General features: G+C 54.6%; 17 protein-coding genes, 6 tRNA genes and 3 rRNA genes. 21 read left to right on the top strand and 5 right to left on the bottom strand.

The window, feature by feature from the left end; translation table 11 throughout:
• Positions 1-5 precede the first annotated feature (5 nt).
• From AC07ZE_RS26895 to hemJ, 3 genes are all read right to left on the bottom strand, one after another.
• Positions 6-956, bottom strand: a complete 951-nt coding sequence (locus AC07ZE_RS26895) for a DUF805 domain-containing protein (protein WP_207267372.1) — start codon at positions 954-956, stop codon at positions 6-8.
• Between the two features lie 75 nt (positions 957-1,031).
• Positions 1,032-2,000: an NAD(P)H-dependent flavin oxidoreductase gene (locus tag AC07ZE_RS26890; RefSeq protein ID WP_207267370.1), complete on the bottom strand. Its 969-nt coding sequence runs from the start codon at positions 1,998-2,000 to the stop codon at positions 1,032-1,034.
• 33 nt (positions 2,001-2,033) lie between these two features.
• Positions 2,034-2,465, bottom strand: coding sequence for a protoporphyrinogen oxidase HemJ (gene hemJ / locus AC07ZE_RS26885; RefSeq protein ID WP_207267368.1), 432 nt, complete (start codon positions 2,463-2,465; stop codon positions 2,034-2,036).
• A gap of 135 nt (positions 2,466-2,600) precedes the next feature.
• Here hemJ and argC point away from each other — a divergent pair, with 135 nt between their 5' ends.
• Positions 2,601-3,635: an N-acetyl-gamma-glutamyl-phosphate reductase gene (gene argC / locus AC07ZE_RS26880; protein ID WP_095195821.1), complete on the top strand. Its 1,035-nt coding sequence runs from the start codon at positions 2,601-2,603 to the stop codon at positions 3,633-3,635.
• A 168-nt stretch (positions 3,636-3,803) separates the two neighbouring features.
• Positions 3,804-4,154 (top strand): iron-sulfur cluster insertion protein ErpA, encoded by a 351-nt coding sequence (gene erpA / locus AC07ZE_RS26875; protein WP_007906865.1) that lies wholly within the window; start codon positions 3,804-3,806, stop codon positions 4,152-4,154.
• A 67-nt stretch (positions 4,155-4,221) separates the two neighbouring features.
• On the opposite strand, the gene AC07ZE_RS26870 is transcribed toward erpA, so the two are convergent.
• Positions 4,222-5,313 (bottom strand): anhydro-N-acetylmuramic acid kinase, encoded by a 1,092-nt coding sequence (locus tag AC07ZE_RS26870; protein WP_207267366.1) that lies wholly within the window; start codon positions 5,311-5,313, stop codon positions 4,222-4,224.
• Between the two features lie 3 nt (positions 5,314-5,316).
• Positions 5,317-6,735 carry a peptidoglycan DD-metalloendopeptidase family protein gene (locus tag AC07ZE_RS26865; RefSeq protein ID WP_207267364.1) on the bottom strand — a complete coding sequence of 473 codons (1,419 nt, stop codon included), beginning with the start codon at positions 6,733-6,735 and terminating at the stop codon, positions 5,317-5,319.
• A gap of 211 nt (positions 6,736-6,946) precedes the next feature.
• Here AC07ZE_RS26865 and tyrS point away from each other — a divergent pair, with 211 nt between their 5' ends.
• From tyrS to rplL, 19 genes are all read left to right on the top strand, one after another.
• Positions 6,947-8,146 carry a tyrosine--tRNA ligase gene (tyrS, locus tag AC07ZE_RS26860; protein ID WP_095195818.1) on the top strand — a complete coding sequence of 400 codons (1,200 nt, stop codon included), beginning with the start codon at positions 6,947-6,949 and terminating at the stop codon, positions 8,144-8,146.
• A gap of 494 nt (positions 8,147-8,640) precedes the next feature.
• Positions 8,641-10,177, top strand: a 16S ribosomal RNA gene (locus AC07ZE_RS26855).
• 121 nt (positions 10,178-10,298) lie between these two features.
• Positions 10,299-10,375: transfer RNA gene (locus tag AC07ZE_RS26850), tRNA-Ile, on the top strand.
• Between the two features lie 9 nt (positions 10,376-10,384).
• Positions 10,385-10,460 (top strand) — tRNA-Ala (locus tag AC07ZE_RS26845).
• Positions 10,461-10,689: 229 nt separating this feature from the next.
• Positions 10,690-13,583, top strand: a 23S ribosomal RNA gene (locus tag AC07ZE_RS26840).
• Positions 13,584-13,737: 154 nt separating this feature from the next.
• Positions 13,738-13,853, top strand: a 5S ribosomal RNA gene (rrf, locus tag AC07ZE_RS26835).
• Together the 16S, 23S and 5S rRNA genes with 2 tRNA genes alongside form the textbook arrangement of a ribosomal RNA operon.
• Positions 13,854-13,988: 135 nt before the next feature.
• Positions 13,989-14,948 (top strand): bifunctional biotin--[acetyl-CoA-carboxylase] ligase/biotin operon repressor BirA, encoded by a 960-nt coding sequence (birA, locus tag AC07ZE_RS26830; protein ID WP_207267362.1) that lies wholly within the window; start codon positions 13,989-13,991, stop codon positions 14,946-14,948.
• Positions 14,938-15,687, top strand: a complete 750-nt coding sequence (locus AC07ZE_RS26825) for a pantothenate kinase (RefSeq protein WP_207267360.1) — start codon at positions 14,938-14,940, stop codon at positions 15,685-15,687. The genes birA and AC07ZE_RS26825 overlap by 11 nt, the downstream gene beginning before the upstream one ends.
• A 7-nt stretch (positions 15,688-15,694) precedes the next feature.
• Positions 15,695-16,135, top strand: a complete 441-nt coding sequence (locus AC07ZE_RS26820) for a hypothetical protein (RefSeq protein WP_207267358.1) — start codon at positions 15,695-15,697, stop codon at positions 16,133-16,135.
• A 142-nt stretch (positions 16,136-16,277) separates the two neighbouring features.
• A tRNA-Tyr gene (locus tag AC07ZE_RS26815) sits at positions 16,278-16,362 on the top strand.
• Between the two features lie 24 nt (positions 16,363-16,386).
• Positions 16,387-16,460 (top strand) — tRNA-Gly (locus tag AC07ZE_RS26810).
• A gap of 26 nt (positions 16,461-16,486) precedes the next feature.
• A tRNA-Thr gene (locus AC07ZE_RS26805) sits at positions 16,487-16,562 on the top strand.
• Positions 16,563-16,734: 172 nt separating this feature from the next.
• Positions 16,735-16,810 (top strand) — tRNA-Trp (locus AC07ZE_RS26800).
• Positions 16,811-16,855: 45 nt separating this feature from the next.
• Positions 16,856-17,224: a preprotein translocase subunit SecE gene (secE, locus tag AC07ZE_RS26795; RefSeq protein WP_207267356.1), complete on the top strand. Its 369-nt coding sequence runs from the start codon at positions 16,856-16,858 to the stop codon at positions 17,222-17,224.
• 9 nt (positions 17,225-17,233) lie between these two features.
• Positions 17,234-17,767 (top strand): transcription termination/antitermination protein NusG, encoded by a 534-nt coding sequence (nusG, locus tag AC07ZE_RS26790; RefSeq protein ID WP_007957598.1) that lies wholly within the window; start codon positions 17,234-17,236, stop codon positions 17,765-17,767.
• 117 nt (positions 17,768-17,884) lie between these two features.
• Positions 17,885-18,316, top strand: coding sequence for a 50S ribosomal protein L11 (rplK, locus tag AC07ZE_RS26785; protein ID WP_007933726.1), 432 nt, complete (start codon positions 17,885-17,887; stop codon positions 18,314-18,316).
• The gene (gene rplA / locus AC07ZE_RS26780; RefSeq protein WP_207267354.1) at positions 18,316-19,011 is read left to right on the top strand and encodes a 50S ribosomal protein L1; all 696 of its coding nucleotides are present in this window, start codon (positions 18,316-18,318) and stop codon (positions 19,009-19,011) included. The genes rplK and rplA overlap by 1 nt, the downstream gene beginning before the upstream one ends.
• Positions 19,012-19,210: 199 nt before the next feature.
• The gene (gene rplJ / locus AC07ZE_RS26775) at positions 19,211-19,711 is read left to right on the top strand and encodes a 50S ribosomal protein L10 (RefSeq protein WP_095197167.1); all 501 of its coding nucleotides are present in this window, start codon (positions 19,211-19,213) and stop codon (positions 19,709-19,711) included.
• Positions 19,712-19,786: 75 nt separating this feature from the next.
• Entirely contained in the window at positions 19,787-20,152 is a 366-nt protein-coding gene (gene rplL / locus AC07ZE_RS26770; RefSeq protein ID WP_007970414.1) for a 50S ribosomal protein L7/L12, read from the top strand.
• The last annotated feature ends 139 nt before the right edge of the window (positions 20,153-20,291 follow it).

Raw genomic sequence — 20,291 nt, 5'->3', positions numbered from 1 at the left:
GCTGTTCATTCTTGCGCAGAGTCTACAGGGGGGCGGGCTGCTTCGGCTGCATCGTCCGTTGAAATTGCGGGTGTTTCGGTCTCAATGTCGATTTCATCGGTGATCACCGAGCCACTTTCGTAGCTGCTTTCCAGGCTGCTTTCGTATTCTTGCTGGATCGCGGAGATTCCGCCGAGCATAGCGCCGACGAAAAACAGACCGATGAATACAATCCACAATGAACACAGCACTTTCACCGCTGTGCTGTTGGGTGGGGGAGGCGGGCCATAACGGTTGGCTCCAGTGTTGCCTGGCACGACCATGATCACCAGTGGGAAGAAACTGCCCACGAAGGGTACGAGGTTCAGCAACCAGAGCCAGCCTGACCAGCCGATATCGTGCAGGCGCTGAACGCTGAACAGAATGCTGACAATCACGAACGCGAGGAACAGGAAAAACGCAAAGATACCGCCGATGATCAGGCCTGTGGTGGAGTCGCCACTGACCAATCCGAGGCCGATGAGTGCGAACACGCCCACGATGGGCAAGGTCACCAGGCTAAGGACCAGGGTCCAGGCCAGAAAACGCAGGCGGCCTATCCGCCCTTCGACGCTGAACGGCTTGAGTGTGGCGAATTCGGGAAGGTTGTCGCCGACGTTGGCCCGGGGCGGCGCATAGGGGGAATCGGGTTCCTGTGTGGTATCGACGTGTTCATGAACGTCCGACAGTTTCAACTCGATCGGCGTCTCGGTTTCGATCCGGGCGTCAATGCCGGTTTTGCTCAGCGCCTGTAGATAAGTTTGTGCATCACTGTGAGACAAATCGCGTTTGAGTGCGACGGCGCGACCACTGAACAGGCGCTCGATAGCGGTGACATCGCTCTTGAACAGACCGGCCAGGTTGAGCTTGGCCGTGGTGATTTCGACACCGGGCTGTAGAGCACCGTCGAAAACGATCTTGTAACGGGGTTCACTCATGGCCGAGGCATCCTTGTCGCGCGTGTTGAAGCGGTGAGTGTAAGGCCAGCCTGGCGTCGCTGGCCCGGGTTTCTTTCAGCGCGGCCAGCGCTTGGGCAGTTGCGCCGCGTGTTCCAATGCCTTGCGGTACTCGGCGTCGAGACGCGCCACCAGTTGATCGACGCTAGGCAGATCATCGATTTCACCGACACCCTGGCCCGCCGACCAAACGGTTTTCCAGGCCTTGGCTTCGTCGCTCAACGGCTTGAGCTTCGAGCCGAAATTGACTTCGCCCTTGTTTTGCAGCGCGGCCATGTCGAAACCGGCAGCCTCCAGGCTCTGGCGCATGAAACTCGCTGGTACGCCCGACACGGCGGGAGTATGGATGATGTCGGCGGCTCTGGAAGTCAGCAACATTTCTTTGTAGGCCTCAGGCGCATGACTCTCGGTGGTACCGATAAATCGCGTGCCGAAGTAGGCGAGGTCCGCACCGAGCAGTTGCGCGGCGAGAATTTCGTGACCGTGGTTTAGGCAGCCAGCCAACAGCAAAGTCTTGTCGAAGAACTGGCGGATCTCGGCGATCAGCGAAAACGGACTCCAGGTCCCGGCATGCCCGCCGGCACCCGCAGCGACAGCGATCAAGCCATCCACGCCGGCCTCGGCCGCTTTCTCCGCATGGCGTCGCGTCGTCACATCATGGAATACCAGGCCGCCATAGCTGTGGACTGCATCGACCACCTCTTTCACGGCTCCGAGGCTGGTGATCACGATCGGCACTTTGTGCTCGATGCAGATTTCCAGGTCCGCCTGCAGTCGTGGGTTGCTGTTGTGGACGATCAGGTTCACCGCGTACGGCGCGGGGTTCTCCAGTGTTGCCAAGCCTGCTTCGATTTCCTCCAGCCAAGCCTTGAAACCGCTACTCTCGCGCTGGTTCAGTGCTGGAAAGCTGCCAACCACGCCATTGCGGCAGCAAGCGAGTACCAGTTGCGGATTGGAAATCAGGAACATTGGCGCCGCAACCACGGGCAGATGCAAACGTTGTTCGAGCAGAGCGGGCAGTGCCATTGGAAGTACCCCGGTGAGTTATACCTATTGGATTTAGAACGGCCGAACGACGACCAGAATTACGACTGCCAGCAATATCAGAACAGGCACTTCATTGAACCAGCGATAAAAGACATGGCTGCGGGTGTTTTCGCCACGGGCAAAACGCTTTACCTGGGCGCCGCACATGTGGTGATAGCCGATCAGCAACACCACGAGGGTCAGCTTGGCGTGCATCCAGCCCCCCTGACTGAAATAAGCGCCCGGATTAAGACTGATCAGCCAGCCACCGAAAATCAGTGTAGCGATCATCGCCGGACCCATGATGCCGCGATACAGCTTGCGCTCCATGATGCTGAAGCGCTCCTTGCTGACGGTATCTTCGCTTTGAGCGTGGTAAACGAACAGGCGCGGCAGATAAAACAGGCCTGCAAACCAGCACACGATGCTGATGATGTGAAAAGCTTTGAGCCATAGATAAAGCATTTTTAGTTGTTCCCAGGTTCACGGTAGCCCGGATAGTAGAGGCTTGACGCTCCGCACGTCACCTTGCAGGTTGTCGCAGGCGCGCGCGGCCCCTATTATCGACGGCTTTCCAGTGGGTTCGTTGAGGGCAGGTTTATGGTCAAGGTCGGTATCGTCGGCGGCACGGGTTACACCGGTGTCGAACTGCTGCGTCTGTTGGCACAGCATCCGCAAGCAGAAGTGGTGGTCATCACTTCCCGATCCGAGGCCGGCCTGGCCGTGGCCGATATGTACCCGAACCTGCGAGGCCATTACGACGGCCTGGCGTTCAGCGTTCCGGACATCAAGACTTTGGGTGCCTGCGACGTGGTGTTCTTCGCAACGCCTCACGGTGTTGCACACGCCTTGGCAGGTGAGTTGCTGGCGGCCGGGACCAAGGTCATCGACCTGTCTGCGGACTTCCGTCTGCAAGATGCCGATGAGTGGGCCAAATGGTACGGCCAGCCGCATGGCGCACCGGAACTGTTGGAGGAGGCGGTCTATGGCCTGCCGGAAGTCAATCGCGAGCAGATCAAACAGGCACGCCTGATCGCTGTGCCAGGTTGCTACCCGACCGCTACGCAGTTGGGTTTCCTGCCACTGCTTGAAGCGGGGCTGGCCGATGCCTCGCGCCTGATCGCCGACTGCAAATCCGGCGTCAGCGGTGCAGGTCGCGGCGCAGCTGTAGGTTCGTTGTACTCTGAGACGTCGGAAAGCATGAAGGCATACGCCGTCAAAGGGCACCGTCATTTGCCGGAAATCCGTCAGGGTCTGCGTCGTGCAGCGGGCAAGGACGTTGGCCTGACCTTCGTTCCACACCTGACGCCGATGATCCGTGGCATTCACTCGACGCTTTACGCTACCGTGGTGGATCGTTCGGTAGATCTGCAGGCGTTGTTCGAAAAGCGTTATGCCAACGAACCGTTCGTCGATGTCATGCCGGCCGGCAGCCATCCGGAAACCCGCAGCGTGCGTGGTGCCAACGTTTGCCGTATCGCGGTGCATCGTCCACAGGACGGTGATCTGGTGGTGGTGTTGTCGGTGATCGACAACCTGGTCAAAGGTGCATCGGGCCAGGCGGTACAGAACATGAACATCCTGTTCGGGCTGGATGAGCGTCTGGGTCTTTCCCATGCAGGCATGTTGCCATAAGGCTTTACCACTCAAAGTAAAAAGGCCCGTTGAACGGGCCTTTTTGCATTCAGGGCTGACGATTGAGATGGTTGATATACCATAACAATAGTTGACCGATTTTCTAGGACAAGCGGATAATGCGCGTCATCACGCATTATGGCGGCGTAACGCCGGGAGATAGTCAGCATGAGCGTCGAATCCTTCACCCCCACGGCTTTGCAATTCACACACGGTGCCGCGCACAAGGTGAAGAGCCTGGTCGATGAAGAGGGGAATGATCGCTTGAAGCTGCGCGTATTCGTTACGGGCGGCGGTTGTTCAGGTTTTCAGTATGGCTTCACCTTCGATGAAGAAGTGGCCGATGACGACACTATCGTCGAGCGCGAAGGCGTGAGTCTGGTTGTCGATCCGATGAGCTTCCAGTATCTGGCAGGTGCCGAGGTGGATTACCAGGAAGGTCTGGAAGGTTCGCGTTTCGTCATCAAGAACCCGAACGCGACCACTACCTGTGGCTGTGGCTCATCGTTCTCGATCTGATCAGCGCGACCGTATCATTAAAACGCCGCATGGCCTCACGGCCCTGCGGCGTTTTGCTGTCTGACGTTTATGCGGGATAGATTGCGCCCAATACGCGCAAGCCTCGGGCGCCGGTGACGCTCGGGCGATTGGCTGCGATACCCTCGAGGCAGCAGTGGGCCAGCCAGGCAAAGGCCATGGCTTCGACCCAGTCCGGATCTACACCGTATGCGGATGTGCTGCTGACTTTTGCCTTCGGCAACAGGCCGGCGAGGCGATTCATCAGTGTGGCGTTATGCGCGCCGCCGCCGCAGACCAGCAGCTCCTGGGTATCCGATTGGGCGCTTTGCAGTGACTCGACGATGGTCAGTGCGGTGAGCTCAAGCAGCGTTGCCTGCACATTTTCTGCGGCGAAAGTTGGCAGCGTTGCCAGGTGTTGCATCAACCACGGCAGGTTGAACACTTCACGACCGGTACTTTTCGGGCCTTTGGTCACGAAAAACGAATCGCTGAGCAACGCCTTTAGCAGTACCGGTTCAACCTTGCCACTGGCGGCCCACTGGCCATCGCGGTCAAAGTTATCGCCGCGTTGCTGGTGTATCCACGCATCCAGCAGCACATTCCCTGGGCCGCAGTCGAAGCCGGCCACGGGTTTGCCAGGCTCTATGAGGCTGAGGTTGCTGAAGCCGCCGACGTTCAGTACGGCTCGGTTGCCGGCACGCTCTTCGAACAAGGCTTCATGAAAGGCAGGAACCAGCGGCGCGCCTTGTCCGCCTGCAGCTACGTCGCGACTGCGGAAGTCGCCGACGACGGTGATACCTGTCAGTTCGGTCAGCAGTGCCGGGTTGCCGATCTGCACCGTGAAGCCGCGTGCCGGTTCGTGGCGAATGGTCTGCCCGTGACTGCCAATCGCGCGAATGTCGTCAGGTTTGAGGTGCTGTTGAGCAAGTAGCGTGTGAATGCCCTGTGCGGCCAGTTTTACCCAGCTCTGTTGGGCAATGGCGGAGCGGGCAATCTCGTCCGGGCCGCTGGCGCACAAGCCAAGCAGCTCAGTGCGCAGGGATTCAGGCATGGGGATGTAATGCGTGGCGATCAGTTTGATCGCCGGGGCGAGCTCGATCAGCGCAATGTCCAGGCCATCAAGGCTGGTTCCGGACATCACACCTATATAGAGCGCCATGGCTTAGCGTTTACTCGAAGCCAGTTGAGTGGCTTTCTCTTGGTCCATGCGAGCCATCAACGGTTGGCTCTGCGCGAGGAAACGTGCACGTTCTGCTTTTGAGATCGGATCAGCCATTGCCACTTTCTGACCCAGCGGGTCGACGTGCACGCCATTGACCTGGAACTCGTAGTGCAGGTGCGGGCCGGTAGACAACCCGGTGGTGCCGATGTAGCCAATCACCTGCCCCTGTTTGACATTGCTGCCCGTCTGGACGCCTTTGGCAAAACCCTGCATGTGGCCGTACAGGGTTCGGTAAGTATTGCCATGCTGGATGATCACGGTGTTGCCGTAACCGCCGCGGCGGCCGGCCAGCAATACTTTGCCATCGCCGGCGGCCTTGATTGGCGTGCCGCGCGGGGCTGCATAGTCGACGCCTTTATGGGCGCGGATCTTGTTCAGGATCGGGTGCTTGCGACCCATGGAGAACTTCGAGCTGATACGGGCGAAGTCTACCGGGGTACGGATGAACGCCTTGCGCATACTGTTGCCGTCAGCGGTGTAATAGCTGCTGTTGCCTTGTTTATTGGTGTAACGCACGGCGGTGTAAGTCTTGCCGCGGTTGGTGAAGCGCGCGGACAGGATCGGGCCATTGCCAACGGCTTTGCCGTTGACGACTTTCTGTTCGTAGATAACGTCGAACTCGTCACCCTGACGAATGTCCTGGGCGAAGTCGACGTCATAGCCAAACACACTGGCCATGTCCATGGTCAGGCTATGGGACAGACCGGCGCGAGCGGCAGACTGCGACAGCGAGCTGTTGATCACGCCATGAACATAGGCGGAGCGCACGGTTGGCTTGGCAGTGATGCGGTTGAACGTATAGCCCTTGTCGTTCTTGGTCAGGGTGATGGTTTCGAGATCGCTGACCTTGCTGTGAAGGTTGGTCAGCTGGCCATCCGGGTTCAGTTCGAATTCGAGTTTCTGTCCGTGCTTGAGTTGGCTGAATTGCTTGGCCTGCTTGTCGCTGGCCAGCACTTCACGCACCGACGTGGCCGGAAGACCAACCTTCTCGAACAGAGTTGAGAGGGTATCGCCCTTGGCGACGATCACTTCCCTGTGGTTTGGCGCCTTCTTTTCTTCGACGACCGGTGCGGGTGCAGCTTGGGCGGTTTCCTGAGTGTCTTGCGCGCTGTTTTCAATCTGGGCGAATGGAGAAGTTGCTGGCTCATTTGTGGCTTGGACGGCCTCGGCAGCGTCTTGATCTTGTGTCAGTTGTTCAGCGGGGCTTTCCAGTTCAAGACTCAGGGTCGTCTTTTTTGCTTCGACATCACTGGAAGGAAACACCAGAAGCGCCAGGCTCAGAAGAGCGGCGATGCCACTTGCTGCGAGCAGGTGGGTCTTCGGGTAAAGCGGTGGCGCTTTAGACGATTCTTTGGTCATAGGTAATTTTGACTTTGAAAAAGATGAATTGGAAAAGATGAATGACATGATGAAGATGAAATAACTGTATAAAATATAACCAAATCATCTCTTAAGCAAGCTCGCGGACTCTCTGTTCACGGATTGGCGTCCGTGCGCCGGGCAAACCTTGTATTTGACGCGCGTTCTTGTATGGTTGGTTCCCTTTGAATCTGAGCCTTGCGGGTCTGTTATGAAGTCGGTTGAAGAGCAGCTAGCGCTGATCAAACGTGGTGCGGAAGAATTGTTGGTCGAGTCCGAGCTGATTGAAAAGCTCAAGCGCGGCCAGCCGCTGCGTATTAAGGCAGGCTTCGATCCGACTGCGCCGGATTTGCATCTGGGTCACACGGTGCTTATTAATAAGCTGCGCCAGTTCCAGGAGTTGGGTCACCAGGTGATCTTCCTGATTGGCGACTTCACCGGAATGATCGGCGATCCGAGCGGCAAGAGTGCGACACGGCCTCCGCTGACTCGTGAACAGGTTCTCGAGAACGCGGAGACCTACAAGACCCAGGTCTTCAAGATTCTCGATCCAGCCAAGACCGAAGTGGCATTCAACTCCACCTGGATGGATCAGATGGGGCCGGCCGATTTCATTCGCCTGACTTCGCAGTACACCGTCGCGCGTATGCTTGAGCGCGATGACTTCGATAAGCGCTACACGACCAATCAGCCCATTGCCATTCACGAGTTCCTCTATCCGCTGGTTCAGGGGTATGACTCGGTCGCCTTGCGTGCTGATGTCGAGTTGGGCGGTACCGATCAGAAGTTCAACCTGCTGATGGGGCGTGAGCTGCAGCGCGGTTATGGTCAGGAGGCTCAATGCATTCTGACCATGCCATTGCTCGAAGGTCTGGATGGTGTGAAGAAGATGTCCAAATCCCTGGGCAACTATGTAGGTATCCAGGAAGCGCCAGGCGTGATGTATGGCAAGCTGGTTTCTATTCCTGATGCTCTGATGTGGCGTTACTTCGAGTTGCTCAGCTTCCGCTCCATGGATGAGATCAATGCTTTCCGTGCTGACGTAGAGGCGGGTGCCAATCCGCGTGACATCAAGATTAAACTTGCTGAAGAGATTGTTGCGCGCTTTCACGGTGAAGAGGCTGCGGCCAATGCGCACCGTGCGGCGGGTAATCGTATGAAGGATGGCGAGTTGCCGGATGATTTGCCCGAGATCGAATTGACTGCCGCCGAAGATATGCCGATCGCTGCCGTTCTTAACAAGGCGGGTCTGGTGAAGAATTCTGCTGTTGCGCGGGACCTCCTTGGTTCTGGTGGTGTGCGTATAGATGGCGAGGTTGTTGATCGCTCCTTTATATATGTGCTTGGCGCGACCCATGTTTGCCAGGCGGGGAAGAAAGCATTTGCGCGTATTACGCTCAAATCCGAATAAACCTGAAATAAAGGGTTGACGGCGAATTTTAGAAGCCTATAATTCGCCCCACTTCCGGCGCAGTCGAAACGAAAAACTCCTTGGTAAACAATGAGTTACGCAGTTTTCGGCAGCAGGTTGCTTCAGGTCATCGAAGCTGAAAGGAAGTTGAAAAAGAGGTGTTGACAGCAGCGAGTAACGCTGTAGAATTCGCCTCCCGCTGACGAGAGATCGAAAGCGCAAGTGGTTGAAGTTGTTAAGGAAAACCTTGAAAACTTCTGAAATAACCGCTTGACAGCAAATGAGGCTGCTGTAGAATGCGCGCCTCGGTTGAGACGAAAGCTCTTAACCAACCGCTCTTTAACAACTGAATCAAGCAATTCGTGTGGGTGCTTGTGGTATCAGACTGCTAGTCAACAGATTATCAGCATCACAAGTTACTCCGCGAGAAATCAAAGATGTAACCAACGATTGCTGAGCCAAGTTTAGGGTTTTCTCAAAACCCAAAGATGTTTGAACTGAAGAGTTTGATCATGGCTCAGATTGAACGCTGGCGGCAGGCCTAACACATGCAAGTCGAGCGGATGAAGGGAGCTTGCTCTCTGATTCAGCGGCGGACGGGTGAGTAATGCCTAGGAATCTGCCTGGTAGTGGGGGACAACGTTTCGAAAGGAACGCTAATACCGCATACGTCCTACGGGAGAAAGCAGGGGACCTTCGGGCCTTGCGCTATCAGATGAGCCTAGGTCGGATTAGCTAGTTGGTGAGGTAATGGCTCACCAAGGCGACGATCCGTAACTGGTCTGAGAGGATGATCAGTCACACTGGAACTGAGACACGGTCCAGACTCCTACGGGAGGCAGCAGTGGGGAATATTGGACAATGGGCGAAAGCCTGATCCAGCCATGCCGCGTGTGTGAAGAAGGTCTTCGGATTGTAAAGCACTTTAAGTTGGGAGGAAGGGTTGTAGATTAATACTCTGCAATTTTGACGTTACCGACAGAATAAGCACCGGCTAACTCTGTGCCAGCAGCCGCGGTAATACAGAGGGTGCAAGCGTTAATCGGAATTACTGGGCGTAAAGCGCGCGTAGGTGGTTTGTTAAGTTGGATGTGAAAGCCCCGGGCTCAACCTGGGAACTGCATTCAAAACTGACAAGCTAGAGTATGGTAGAGGGTGGTGGAATTTCCTGTGTAGCGGTGAAATGCGTAGATATAGGAAGGAACACCAGTGGCGAAGGCGACCACCTGGACTGATACTGACACTGAGGTGCGAAAGCGTGGGGAGCAAACAGGATTAGATACCCTGGTAGTCCACGCCGTAAACGATGTCAACTAGCCGTTGGGAGCCTTGAGCTCTTAGTGGCGCAGCTAACGCATTAAGTTGACCGCCTGGGGAGTACGGCCGCAAGGTTAAAACTCAAATGAATTGACGGGGGCCCGCACAAGCGGTGGAGCATGTGGTTTAATTCGAAGCAACGCGAAGAACCTTACCAGGCCTTGACATCCAATGAACTTTCCAGAGATGGATTGGTGCCTTCGGGAACATTGAGACAGGTGCTGCATGGCTGTCGTCAGCTCGTGTCGTGAGATGTTGGGTTAAGTCCCGTAACGAGCGCAACCCTTGTCCTTAGTTACCAGCACGTAATGGTGGGCACTCTAAGGAGACTGCCGGTGACAAACCGGAGGAAGGTGGGGATGACGTCAAGTCATCATGGCCCTTACGGCCTGGGCTACACACGTGCTACAATGGTCGGTACAGAGGGTTGCCAAGCCGCGAGGTGGAGCTAATCCCATAAAACCGATCGTAGTCCGGATCGCAGTCTGCAACTCGACTGCGTGAAGTCGGAATCGCTAGTAATCGCGAATCAGAATGTCGCGGTGAATACGTTCCCGGGCCTTGTACACACCGCCCGTCACACCATGGGAGTGGGTTGCACCAGAAGTAGCTAGTCTAACCTTCGGGGGGACGGTTACCACGGTGTGATTCATGACTGGGGTGAAGTCGTAACAAGGTAGCCGTAGGGGAACCTGCGGCTGGATCACCTCCTTAATCGACGACTCAGCTGCACCATGAGCTCCCACACGAATTGCTTGATTCATTGAAGAAGACGATAGAAGCAGCTTTAAGCTCCAAGCTGATAGCTCACGCTAACAGTTACAAGCTCGAAATTGGGTCTGTAGCTCAGTTGGTTAGAGCGCACCCCTGATAAGGGTGAGGTCGGCAGTTCGAATCTGCCCAGACCCACCAATTTTGTATGGGGCCATAGCTCAGCTGGGAGAGCGCCTGCCTTGCACGCAGGAGGTCAGCGGTTCGATCCCGCTTGGCTCCACCATAAACTGCTTCGAAAGTTTGAGAGTTTAGAAATGAGTATTCCGGTGTGAATATTGATTTCTAGTCTTTTGATTAGATCGTTCTTTAAAAATTTGGGTATGTGATAGAAAGATAGACTGAACGTTACTTTCACTGGTAACGGATCAGGCTAAGGTAAAATTTGTGAGTTTAATCGCGAATTTTCGGCGAATGTCGTCTTCACAGTATAACCAGATTGCTTGGGGTTATATGGTCAAGTGAAGAAGCGCATACGGTGGATGCCTTGGCAGTCAGAGGCGATGAAAGACGTGGTAGCCTGCGAAAAGCTTCGGGGAGTCGGCAAACAGACTTTGATCCGGAGATGTCTGAATGGGGGAACCCAGCCATCATAAGATGGTTATCTTGTACTGAATACATAGGTGCAAGAGGCGAACCAGGGGAACTGAAACATCTAAGTACCCTGAGGAAAAGAAATCAACCGAGATTCCCTTAGTAGTGGCGAGCGAACGGGGACTAGCCCTTAAGTTGATTTGAGATTAGCGGAACGCTCTGGAAAGTGCGGCCATAGTGGGTGATAGCCCTGTACGCGAAAATCTCTTATCAATGAAATCGAGTAGGACGGAGCACGAGAAACTTTGTCTGAATATGGGGGGACCATCCTCCAAGGCTAAATACTACTGACTGACCGATAGTGAACTAGTACCGTGAGGGAAAGGCGAAAAGAACCCCGGAGAGGGGAGTGAAATAGATCCTGAAACCGTATGCGTACAAGCAGTGGGAGCCTACTTTGTTAGGTGACTGCGTACCTTTTGTATAATGGGTCAGCGACTTATTTTCAGTGGCGAGCTTAACCGAATAGGGGAGGCGTAGCGAAAGCGAGTCTTAATAGGGCGTCTAGTCGCTGGGAATAGACCCGAAACCGGGCGATCTATCCATGGGCAGGTTGAAGGTTAGGTAACACTGACTGGAGGACCGAACCGACTACCGTTGAAAAGTTAGCGGATGACCTGTGGATCGGAGTGAAAGGCTAATCAAGCTCGGAGATAGCTGGTTCTCCTCGAAAGCTATTTAGGTAGCGCCTCATGTATCACTGTAGGGGGTAGAGCACTGTTTCGGCTAGGGGGTCATCCCGACTTACCAAACCGATGCAAACTCCGAATACCTACAAGTGCCGAGCATGGGAGACACACGGCGGGTGCTAACGTCCGTCGTGAAAAGGGAAACAACCCAGACCGTCAGCTAAGGTCCCAAAGTTATGGTTAAGTGGGAAACGATGTGGGAAGGCTTAGACAGCTAGGAGGTTGGCTTAGAAGCAGCCACCCTTTAAAGAAAGCGTAATAGCTCACTAGTCGAGTCGGCCTGCGCGGAAGATGTAACGGGGCTCAAACCATACACCGAAGCTACGGGTATCATCTTCGGATGATGCGGTAGAGGAGCGTTCTGTAAGCCTGTGAAGGTGAGTTGAGAAGCTTGCTGGAGGTATCAGAAGTGCGAATGCTGACATGAGTAACGACAATGGGTGTGAAAAACACCCACGCCGAAAGACCAAGGTTTCCTGCGCAACGTTAATCGACGCAGGGTTAGTCGGTCCCTAAGGCGAGGCTGAAAAGCGTAGTCGATGGAAAACAGGTTAATATTCCTGTACTTCTGGTTATTGCGATGGAGGGACGGAGAAGGCTAGGCCAGCTTGGCGTTGGTTGTCCAAGTTTAAGGTGGTAGGCTGAAATCTTAGGTAAATCCGGGGTTTCAAGGCCGAGAGCTGATGACGAGTTACCTTTCAGGTGACGAAGTGGTTGATGCCATGCTTCCAAGAAAAGCTTCTAAGCTTCAGATAACCAGGAACCGTACCCCAAACCGACACAGGTGGTTGGGTAGAGAATACCAAGGCGCTTGAGAGAACTCGGGTGAAGGAACTAGGCAAAATGGCACCGTAACTTCGGGAGAAGGTGCGCCGGTGAGGGTGAAGCACTTGCTGCGTAAGCCCACGCCGGTCGAAGATACCAGGCCGCTGCGACTGTTTATTAAAAACACAGCACTCTGCAAACACGAAAGTGGACGTATAGGGTGTGACGCCTGCCCGGTGCCGGAAGGTTAATTGATGGGGTTAGCTAACGCGAAGCTCTTGATCGAAGCCCCGGTAAACGGCGGCCGTAACTATAACGGTCCTAAGGTAGCGAAATTCCTTGTCGGGTAAGTTCCGACCTGCACGAATGGCGTAACGATGGCGGCGCTGTCTCCACCCGAGACTCAGTGAAATTGAAATCGCTGTGAAGATGCAGTGTATCCGCGGCTAGACGGAAAGACCCCGTGAACCTTTACTATAGCTTTGCACTGGACTTTGAATTTGCTTGTGTAGGATAGGTGGGAGGCTTTGAAGCGTGGACGCCAGTTCGCGTGGAGCCATCCTTGAAATACCACCCTGGCAACTTTGAGGTTCTAACTCAGGTCCGTTATCCGGATCGAGGACAGTGTATGGTGGGTAGTTTGACTGGGGCGGTCTCCTCCTAAAGAGTAACGGAGGAGTACGAAGGTGCGCTCAGACCGGTCGGAAATCGGTCGTAGAGTATAAAGGCAAAAGCGCGCTTGACTGCGAGACAGACACGTCGAGCAGGTACGAAAGTAGGTCTTAGTGATCCGGTGGTTCTGTATGGAAGGGCCATCGCTCAACGGATAAAAGGTACTCCGGGGATAACAGGCTGATACCGCCCAAGAGTTCATATCGACGGCGGTGTTTGGCACCTCGATGTCGGCTCATCACATCCTGGGGCTGAAGCCGGTCCCAAGGGTATGGCTGTTCGCCATTTAAAGTGGTACGCGAGCTGGGTTTAGAACGTCGTGAGACAGTTCGGTCCCTATCTGCCGTGGACGTTTGAGATTTGAGAGGGGCTGCTCCTAGTACGAGAGGACCGGAGTGGACGAACCTCTGGTGTTCCGGTTGTCACGCCAGTGGCATTGCCGGGTAGCTATGTTCGGAATAGATAACCGCTGAAAGCATCTAAGCGGGAAACTAGCCTCAAGATGAGATCTCACTGGAGCCTTGAGCTCCCTGAAGGGCCGTCGAAGACTACGACGTTGATAGGTCGGGTGTGTAAGCGCTGTGAGGCGTTGAGCTAACCGATACTAATTGCCCGTGAGGCTTGACCATATAACACCCAAGCAATTTGATGCTCCGAGTTGAAAAGACGAAAGAGACCAGATTGCGGTGTGTGAAGACGCAATGAACCGAAAGTTCGCCAACACACAAACTATCGCATACCCAATTCGCTGGAACGTCGCAAGACGCGTCAGCTCAAGAATTTCTTGACGACCATAGAGCATTGGAACCACCTGATCCCATCCCGAACTCAGAAGTGAAACGATGCATCGCCGATGGTAGTGTGGGGTTTCCCCATGTGAGAGTAGGTCATCGTCAAGATTAAATTCCGAAACCCCTATCTGCGTATGCAGGTAGGGGTTTTGTTTTGTCCGCAGGAAAACAGCCTCGCCAGGTTTCTATGCAACGGCTCGGGGCGTGGATATCATGCGGGCCTCATTGTGAGGCGAGACTTGCATGCTGACGTTGTTAAAGCTTCTTAAAGATGGCCGATTCCATTCGGGTCAAGCGCTGGGCGCTGCCTTGGGTGTTAGTCGAAGTGCCGTATGGAAACAGCTTCAGCAGTTGGAGGCTGAGTTGGGGCTATCTATTCATAAGGTGCGAGGGCGCGGTTATCAGTTGGCTGCACCGCTGACGCTACTCGACCCTTTGGAGATCGGGCGGTTGGCACCCTCTTGTAGCTGGCCTGTCCTGGTCTTTGACTCAATCGATTCCACGAATGCTGAGGCTCTGCGCTCCATCGAGCGGCTTCAAGCTGCGCCCTTCCTGGTCCTTGCCGAGCGGCAGACTGCTGGCCGAGGGCGGCGAGGGCGGAAGTGGGTGAGTCCATTTGCAGAAAACATCTATTACAGCTTGGTGTTGCGTATCGAGGGTGGGATGCGGCAGCTGGAGGGGTTGAGTCTTGTTGTAGGACTTGCCGTCATGCAGGCCTTGCGCGAGTTTGGTGTTCCGGGGGTGGGCTTGAAATGGCCAAACGACGTCCTGGTTGGCCAGAAGAAAATTGCCGGAATTTTGCTGGAGTTGGTTGGGGATCCGGCTGATGTGTGTCATGTGGTGTTGGGTGTCGGTATAAATGTAAATATGCAGATGACCGATGAGGTTGATCAGCAATGGACGTCCATGCGTCTCGAGTCGGGCCGGATGTTTGATCGCAATCGCCTGGTTGCGAAGATTGGGTTGGTGTTGCAGAAGTATCTGGAGCGGCACCAGGTTGGCGGATTTTCAGCTGTCCGGGCTGAGTGGGAGCAAAATCATCTGTGGCAGGGGCGTGCCGTGACGTTGATTGCTGGTGTTAACCAAATAAATGGCGAAGTATTGGGTATCGATAGCCAGGGCGCCTTGCGATTGAAGGTGGATGGTGTGGAAAAAGTCTTCAGTGGCGGTGAGCTGAGTCTGAGGTTGCGTAATGATTCTTGAGCTCGACTGCGGAAACAGTTTTATCAAGTGGCGAGTGCTTGATGCGGGTGCCAGGCAAGTGGTGGGGGAGGGGGTTGTCGATTCAGACCTCGTGTTGCTCGAAGACTTGAAAGAGCTCGAGGGTTCCCCCCTCAGGTCTTGCCGATTGGTCAGTGTCAGGACTGCCGAGGAAACCAGTGCATTGATCTCTCTGTTGAAGGAGGTGTTCGATATTTCTGTGGTATGTGCGTCTCCGGCGCGTGAAATGTCTGGTGTTCGTAATGGCTATGAGGAGTTTGAGCGACTAGGGCTTGATCGCTGGCTTGCTTTGCTCGGAGGGTTTCATCTGGCCGCCGGCGCGTGCCTTGTGCTGGATTTTGGTACGGCTGTTACCGCTGACTTCGTAGCTGCTGATGGTGAGCATCTCGGTGGGTTCATATGTCCTGGGATGCCGTTGATGCGCAATCAGCTTCGTACTCATACCCGTAAGATTCGTTACGGTGATCTTGCTGCCGAGCGTGCTTTGGAAAACCTCCTTCCGGGTCGCACGACTGTTGAGGCGGTCGAGCGCGGCTGCCTGCTGATGCTCAGAGGGTTTGTGCTGACTCAGCTTGAATTGGCGCGTAGCTATTGGGGCAAGGAGTTCACGGTGTTCCTTACGGGAGGGGATGCGGCTCAGGTTTCGGAGATCGTGCCTTATGCCAGGGTGGTTCCGGATCTGGTGTTTGTCGGCTTGGCTATGGCGTGCCCTTTGCCCTGAGGTCTTTATGCGTTGGTTGTTTCTGCTGCTGCTTGTTCTCAATGTGTTTTATTACATCTGGCATCAACAGGAGGCTCCTCTGCGTGCAAAGGATGTAACGCCCTTGAGTTTGTATCGGGGATCCCAGCAGGATATTCGTCTGCTGAGTGAGGCAACAGTCTCTACAAAAGATAAGGCAAAGGCGCCTCAATCGGATGCGGGATGTCTATATGTGGGTGGCTTTGCACGTCAGGATATTACTCAAGGGCTTGAGCGCAGGTTGAGCGGGATGGATGTCAAGTTCCAGACGCTGCCCAAGGGTAGCGCCGAGTCCGCAGTTTACTGGGTGCGGATAGCCCCGGAAAGCAGGCGTTGGCTTGATGACCTGCAGCTGCTAAACCTTTCTAGGGAATTCAATGAGTTAAAACATAAAATAATGCCTTGCGAGGGGGTTGCACCCGCCGAATAGTTTGCATAGAATGGCGCCCGCTCCACAGTGAAGACCTAAAAGGGTAAGCAGTGTGTAGCGAGGTCAACGCAGCTAACCTCAGGTTTTTAATGAGAAAATGCTTGACAGAAGGCTGGCATGATATAGAATGCCGGCTCGCTTAGGAGGGGTTCCCGAGCGGCCAAAGGGATCAGACTGTAAATCTGACGTCTACGACTTCGAAGGTTCGAATCCTTCCCCCTCCACCATTTTTAGCGAGAGCTGCAAGCCTCGCGGGTATAGTTTAGTGGTAGAACCTCAGCCTTCCAAGCTGATGATGCGGGTTCGATTCCCGCTACCCGCTCCAAGTTTGCAGGTTTTGCACAGTGTTTCGCTCTTGTAGCTCAGTTGGTAGAGCACACCCTTGGTAAGGGTGAGGTCAGCGGTTCAAATCCGCTCAAGAGCTCCATATAACAAGGCAGATATGAAAATATCTGCCTTTGTTTTAATGGCTTGTGGTTGCGCTATGTTGTTCGTGAGGGCGGTTGCGCGCTTCGGTGGTAATGCCGTGCCAAGGTCATTGAGTAAATTGTTGTAAAGTCTTCTTCAGGCCGGCATAATGGTCGGCCTGATTTTGTTTTAGGTCAGTAGCTCAATTGGCAGAGCGACGGTCTCCAAAACCGTAGGTTGGGGGTTCGATTCCCTCCTGACCTGCCAGATTCACCAAGTGTGTCTGGCTTTCTTTTCACAGGATCTTCATAGATGACTCCTAAAGCTGAAGCTCAAGGTTCTCGCTTCGATCTGCTCAAGTGGCTATTAGTAGTTGCTTTGGTGGTTGTTGGCGTTGTTGGCAATCAGTATTACTCTGCTTCGCCGATCCTGTACCGCGTGCTCGCTTTGCTTGTGATTGCTGCTGTAGCTGCCTTTGTAGGCCTGCAGACGGTTAAGGGCAAGTCTTTCTTTGTACTGGTTAAGGAAGCGCGCACCGAGATTCGTAAAGTCGTATGGCCGACTCGCCAAGAAACCACGCAGACCACGTTGATTGTTGTGGCTGTTGTCCTGGTTATGGCGTTGCTGTTGTGGGGGCTTGATTCCCTGCTAGGCTGGCTTGTTTCCTTGATCGTCGGCTAAGGGTGTCCCGTGGCTAAGCGTTGGTATGTTGTGCATGCTTACTCCGGTTACGAGAAGCATGTCATGCGCTCGCTGATTGAGCGCGTAAAGCTGGCTGGCATGGAAGATGGCTTTGGCGAGATTCTGGTTCCCACTGAAGAAGTGGTTGAAATGCGTAATGGCCAGAAACGCAAAAGCGAGCGCAAATTCTTCCCGGGTTATGTGCTGGTCCAGATGGATATGAATGAGGGTACTTGGCACTTGGTCAAGGATACTCCTCGGGTGATGGGTTTCATCGGCGGTACTGCTGATAAACCTGCACCGATCACCGATAAAGAAGCAGAAGCTATTCTGCGTCGCGTCGCTGATGGTAGCGATAAGCCGAAGCCGAAGACGTTGTTCGAGCCGGGTGAAACCGTACGCGTCAACGACGGACCATTCGCCGATTTTAACGGCGTTGTCGAAGAAGTTAACTACGAGAAGAGCCGGATCCAAGTGGCGGTGCTCATTTTCGGTCGCTCTACTCCGGTAGAGTTGGAGTTCAGCCAGGTCGAAAAAGTCTAGCTGAGCAAGCATCCCAACCCCGCAGCCTTAGGCTGTGGGGTTTTGTCGTCACTGGGATAAACGCGCAAGTAACCGGGGAGCCTTTCGAGGCGTTTGAACCCGTAATTGGAGTGCCTCATGGCCAAGAAGATTACCGCTTACATCAAGCTGCAAGTGAAGGCCGCTCAGGCTAACCCAAGCCCACCTGTTGGCCCTGCTCTGGGTCAGCACGGCGTGAACATCATGGAGTTCTGCAAGGCTTTCAACGCCCGTACTCAGGGTCTTGAGCCAGGTCTGCCGACTCCAGTGATCATCACTGTTTACAGCGACCGTAGCTTCACGTTTGAAACCAAATCCACCCCTGCTTCGGTTCTGCTGAAGAAGGCGGCCGGTCTGACCAGCGGTTCCGCTCGTCCGAACACCGTTAAGGTTGGCACCGTAACCCGTGCTCAGCTGGAAGAAATCGCGAAAACCAAAAACGCGGATCTGACTGCAGCTGATATGGAAGCAGCCGTGCGTACCATCGCCGGTTCTGCTCGTAGCATGGGCCTTAACGTGGAGGGTGTGTAATGGCTAAGCTGACCAAGCGTCAAAAGGCTATCGCCGGCAGAATCGAAGCAGGCAAGGCCTACAACATTGTAGACGCCGCTGCACTGTTGGCCGAGCTGTCGACTGTCAAGTTCAGCGAGTCGTTCGACGTTGCTGTGAACCTGGGTGTTGACCCACGTAAATCCGACCAGGTTGTTCGTAGCGCTACTGTGCTGCCACACGGCACTGGCAAGACCGTTCGTGTTGCTGTGTTCACCCAGGGTCCAGCTGCTGAAGCCGCTCTAGCTGCCGGCGCTGACCGCGTAGGTATGGACGACCTGGCTGCCGAAATGAAAGGCGGCGACCTGAACTATGACGTAGTGATCGCATCCCCGGATGCCATGCGCGTTGTAGGTCAACTGGGTCAGATCCTCGGTCCACGTGGTCTGATGCCTAACCCTAAAGTCGGCACCGTAACTCCAGACGTAGCTACCGCGGTTAAAAACGCCAAGGCTGGTCAGGTTCGTTATCGTACCGACAAAAACGGCATCATCCACACTTCCGTTGGCAAGATCGGCTTCGATGCCGTCAAGCTGAAGGAAAACGTCGAAGCTCTGATCGCCGACCTGAAGCGTATCAAGCCAGCTTCTTCGAAAGGCATCTACGTCAAGCGCGTTACCCTGAGCACCACCATGGGCCCAGGTCTGGTTATCGACCAGAGCTCGCTGGACGCGTAAGACAAGAGTTGGTGCAAGCAATTGCGCCAATTTGAAAGATTGGGGTCCCTGCCTGGCGGGGGCTATCCAAGACCGTAGGCGACGTAAGTCTTAAACCTCAAGCCTACGCAGATGGTGCTCCCGGTTCCTTACCGAATCAGACACCAAAACGACATCCGGTTTCGACTGGATGAAACGGTATCAAGCAGGAGTTAAACCCGTGGCAATTAAACTCGAAGACAAGAAGGCCATCGTCGCTGAAGTCAACGAGGCTGCCAAAGTCGCTCTGTCCGCTGTCGTGGCTGATGCCCGTGGCGTAACAGTAGGCGCGATGACCGGACTCCGTAAAGAGGCTCGTGAAGCTGGCGTTTACGTACGTGTTGTACGTAACACCCTGCTCAAGCGCGCTGTTGCTGACACTGAATTCAGTGTCCTCAACGACGTGTTCACTGGCCCTACCCTGATTGCGTTCTCCAAAGAACATCCAGGCGCTGCTGCCCGGATCTTCAAGGAGTTCTCAAAGGGTCAGGATAAGTTCGAGATCAAGGCAGCTGCGTTCGAGGGCAAGTTCCTCGCAGCTAACCAAATCGACGTACTGGCAACTCTGCCGACCCGTGACGAAGCAATTTCTCAGCTGATGAGCGTGATTCAAGGCGCTACCAGCAAGTTGGCTCGTACTCTGGCGGCAATTCGCGACCAGAAAGAAGCTGCTGCAGCCTAAGGCTCGTCAACTTCTCGCGTTTTTTGTTTTTTTCGATGGTCGCGTAGGCCGTCCCCAATATCAGGAATTAGATTCATGTCTATCTCTCAGAACGATATCCTTGAAGCAGTTGGCAACATGTCCGTAATGGAAGTTGTTGAGCTGATCAAAGCTTTCGAAGAAAAATTCGGCGTTACCGCTGCTGCTGCATCGGCTGGTCCAGCTGTTGCTGCTGCAGTTGCTGAAGAGCAAACCGAATTCAACGTCATGCTGACCGAAGCTGGCGAGAAGAAAGTTAACGTGATCAAGGCTGTACGTGAACTGACCGGTCTGGGCCTGAAAGAAGCCAAGGCTGTAGTTGACGGCGCACCTGCCATGGTTCTGGAAGCTGTTGCCAAAGACGCAGCTGACAAAGCCAAAGCAGCTCTGGAAGAAGCAGGCGCTAAAGTCGAGCTGAAGTAAGCATCGACTTTGCGTTTCCAGCCCGAGCGTTAAGCGAAAGGCTGATGGCTGGTGGCTCTTGCCACCGGCCTTTTTCCGTTATTGGCAGCCGACTGGGTCGGGCCGATAGCGAGCTGTAACCACCCGATGCGGTGGCGCA

The organism is Pseudomonas sp. GW101-3H06 (assembly GCF_059424605.1).
This window is presented reverse-complemented; position numbering and strand designations above follow the sequence as displayed.

What these genes read in the sequence shown, in the direction of transcription:
- rplA (WP_207267354.1), top strand. Translation starts at nt 18,316, where the DNA reads ATGGCTAAGCTGACCAAGCGTCAAAAGGCTATCGCCGGCAGAATCGAA.
- hemJ (WP_207267368.1), bottom strand. Translation starts at nt 2,465, where the DNA reads ATGCTTTATCTATGGCTCAAAGCTTTTCACATCATCAGCATCGTGTGC.
- erpA (WP_007906865.1), top strand. Translation starts at nt 3,804, where the DNA reads ATGAGCGTCGAATCCTTCACCCCCACGGCTTTGCAATTCACACACGGT.
- AC07ZE_RS26890 (WP_207267370.1), bottom strand. Translation starts at nt 2,000, where the DNA reads ATGGCACTGCCCGCTCTGCTCGAACAACGTTTGCATCTGCCCGTGGTT.
- birA (WP_207267362.1), top strand. Translation starts at nt 13,989, where the DNA reads ATGCTGACGTTGTTAAAGCTTCTTAAAGATGGCCGATTCCATTCGGGT.
- AC07ZE_RS26895 (WP_207267372.1), bottom strand. Translation starts at nt 956, where the DNA reads ATGAGTGAACCCCGTTACAAGATCGTTTTCGACGGTGCTCTACAGCCC.
- AC07ZE_RS26820 (WP_207267358.1), top strand. Translation starts at nt 15,695, where the DNA reads ATGCGTTGGTTGTTTCTGCTGCTGCTTGTTCTCAATGTGTTTTATTAC.
- secE (WP_207267356.1), top strand. Translation starts at nt 16,856, where the DNA reads ATGACTCCTAAAGCTGAAGCTCAAGGTTCTCGCTTCGATCTGCTCAAG.
- AC07ZE_RS26825 (WP_207267360.1), top strand. Translation starts at nt 14,938, where the DNA reads ATGATTCTTGAGCTCGACTGCGGAAACAGTTTTATCAAGTGGCGAGTG.
- tyrS (WP_095195818.1), top strand. Translation starts at nt 6,947, where the DNA reads ATGAAGTCGGTTGAAGAGCAGCTAGCGCTGATCAAACGTGGTGCGGAA.
- rplL (WP_007970414.1), top strand. Translation starts at nt 19,787, where the DNA reads ATGTCTATCTCTCAGAACGATATCCTTGAAGCAGTTGGCAACATGTCC.
- rplK (WP_007933726.1), top strand. Translation starts at nt 17,885, where the DNA reads ATGGCCAAGAAGATTACCGCTTACATCAAGCTGCAAGTGAAGGCCGCT.
- argC (WP_095195821.1), top strand. Translation starts at nt 2,601, where the DNA reads ATGGTCAAGGTCGGTATCGTCGGCGGCACGGGTTACACCGGTGTCGAA.
- AC07ZE_RS26870 (WP_207267366.1), bottom strand. Translation starts at nt 5,313, where the DNA reads ATGGCGCTCTATATAGGTGTGATGTCCGGAACCAGCCTTGATGGCCTG.
- AC07ZE_RS26865 (WP_207267364.1), bottom strand. Translation starts at nt 6,735, where the DNA reads ATGACCAAAGAATCGTCTAAAGCGCCACCGCTTTACCCGAAGACCCAC.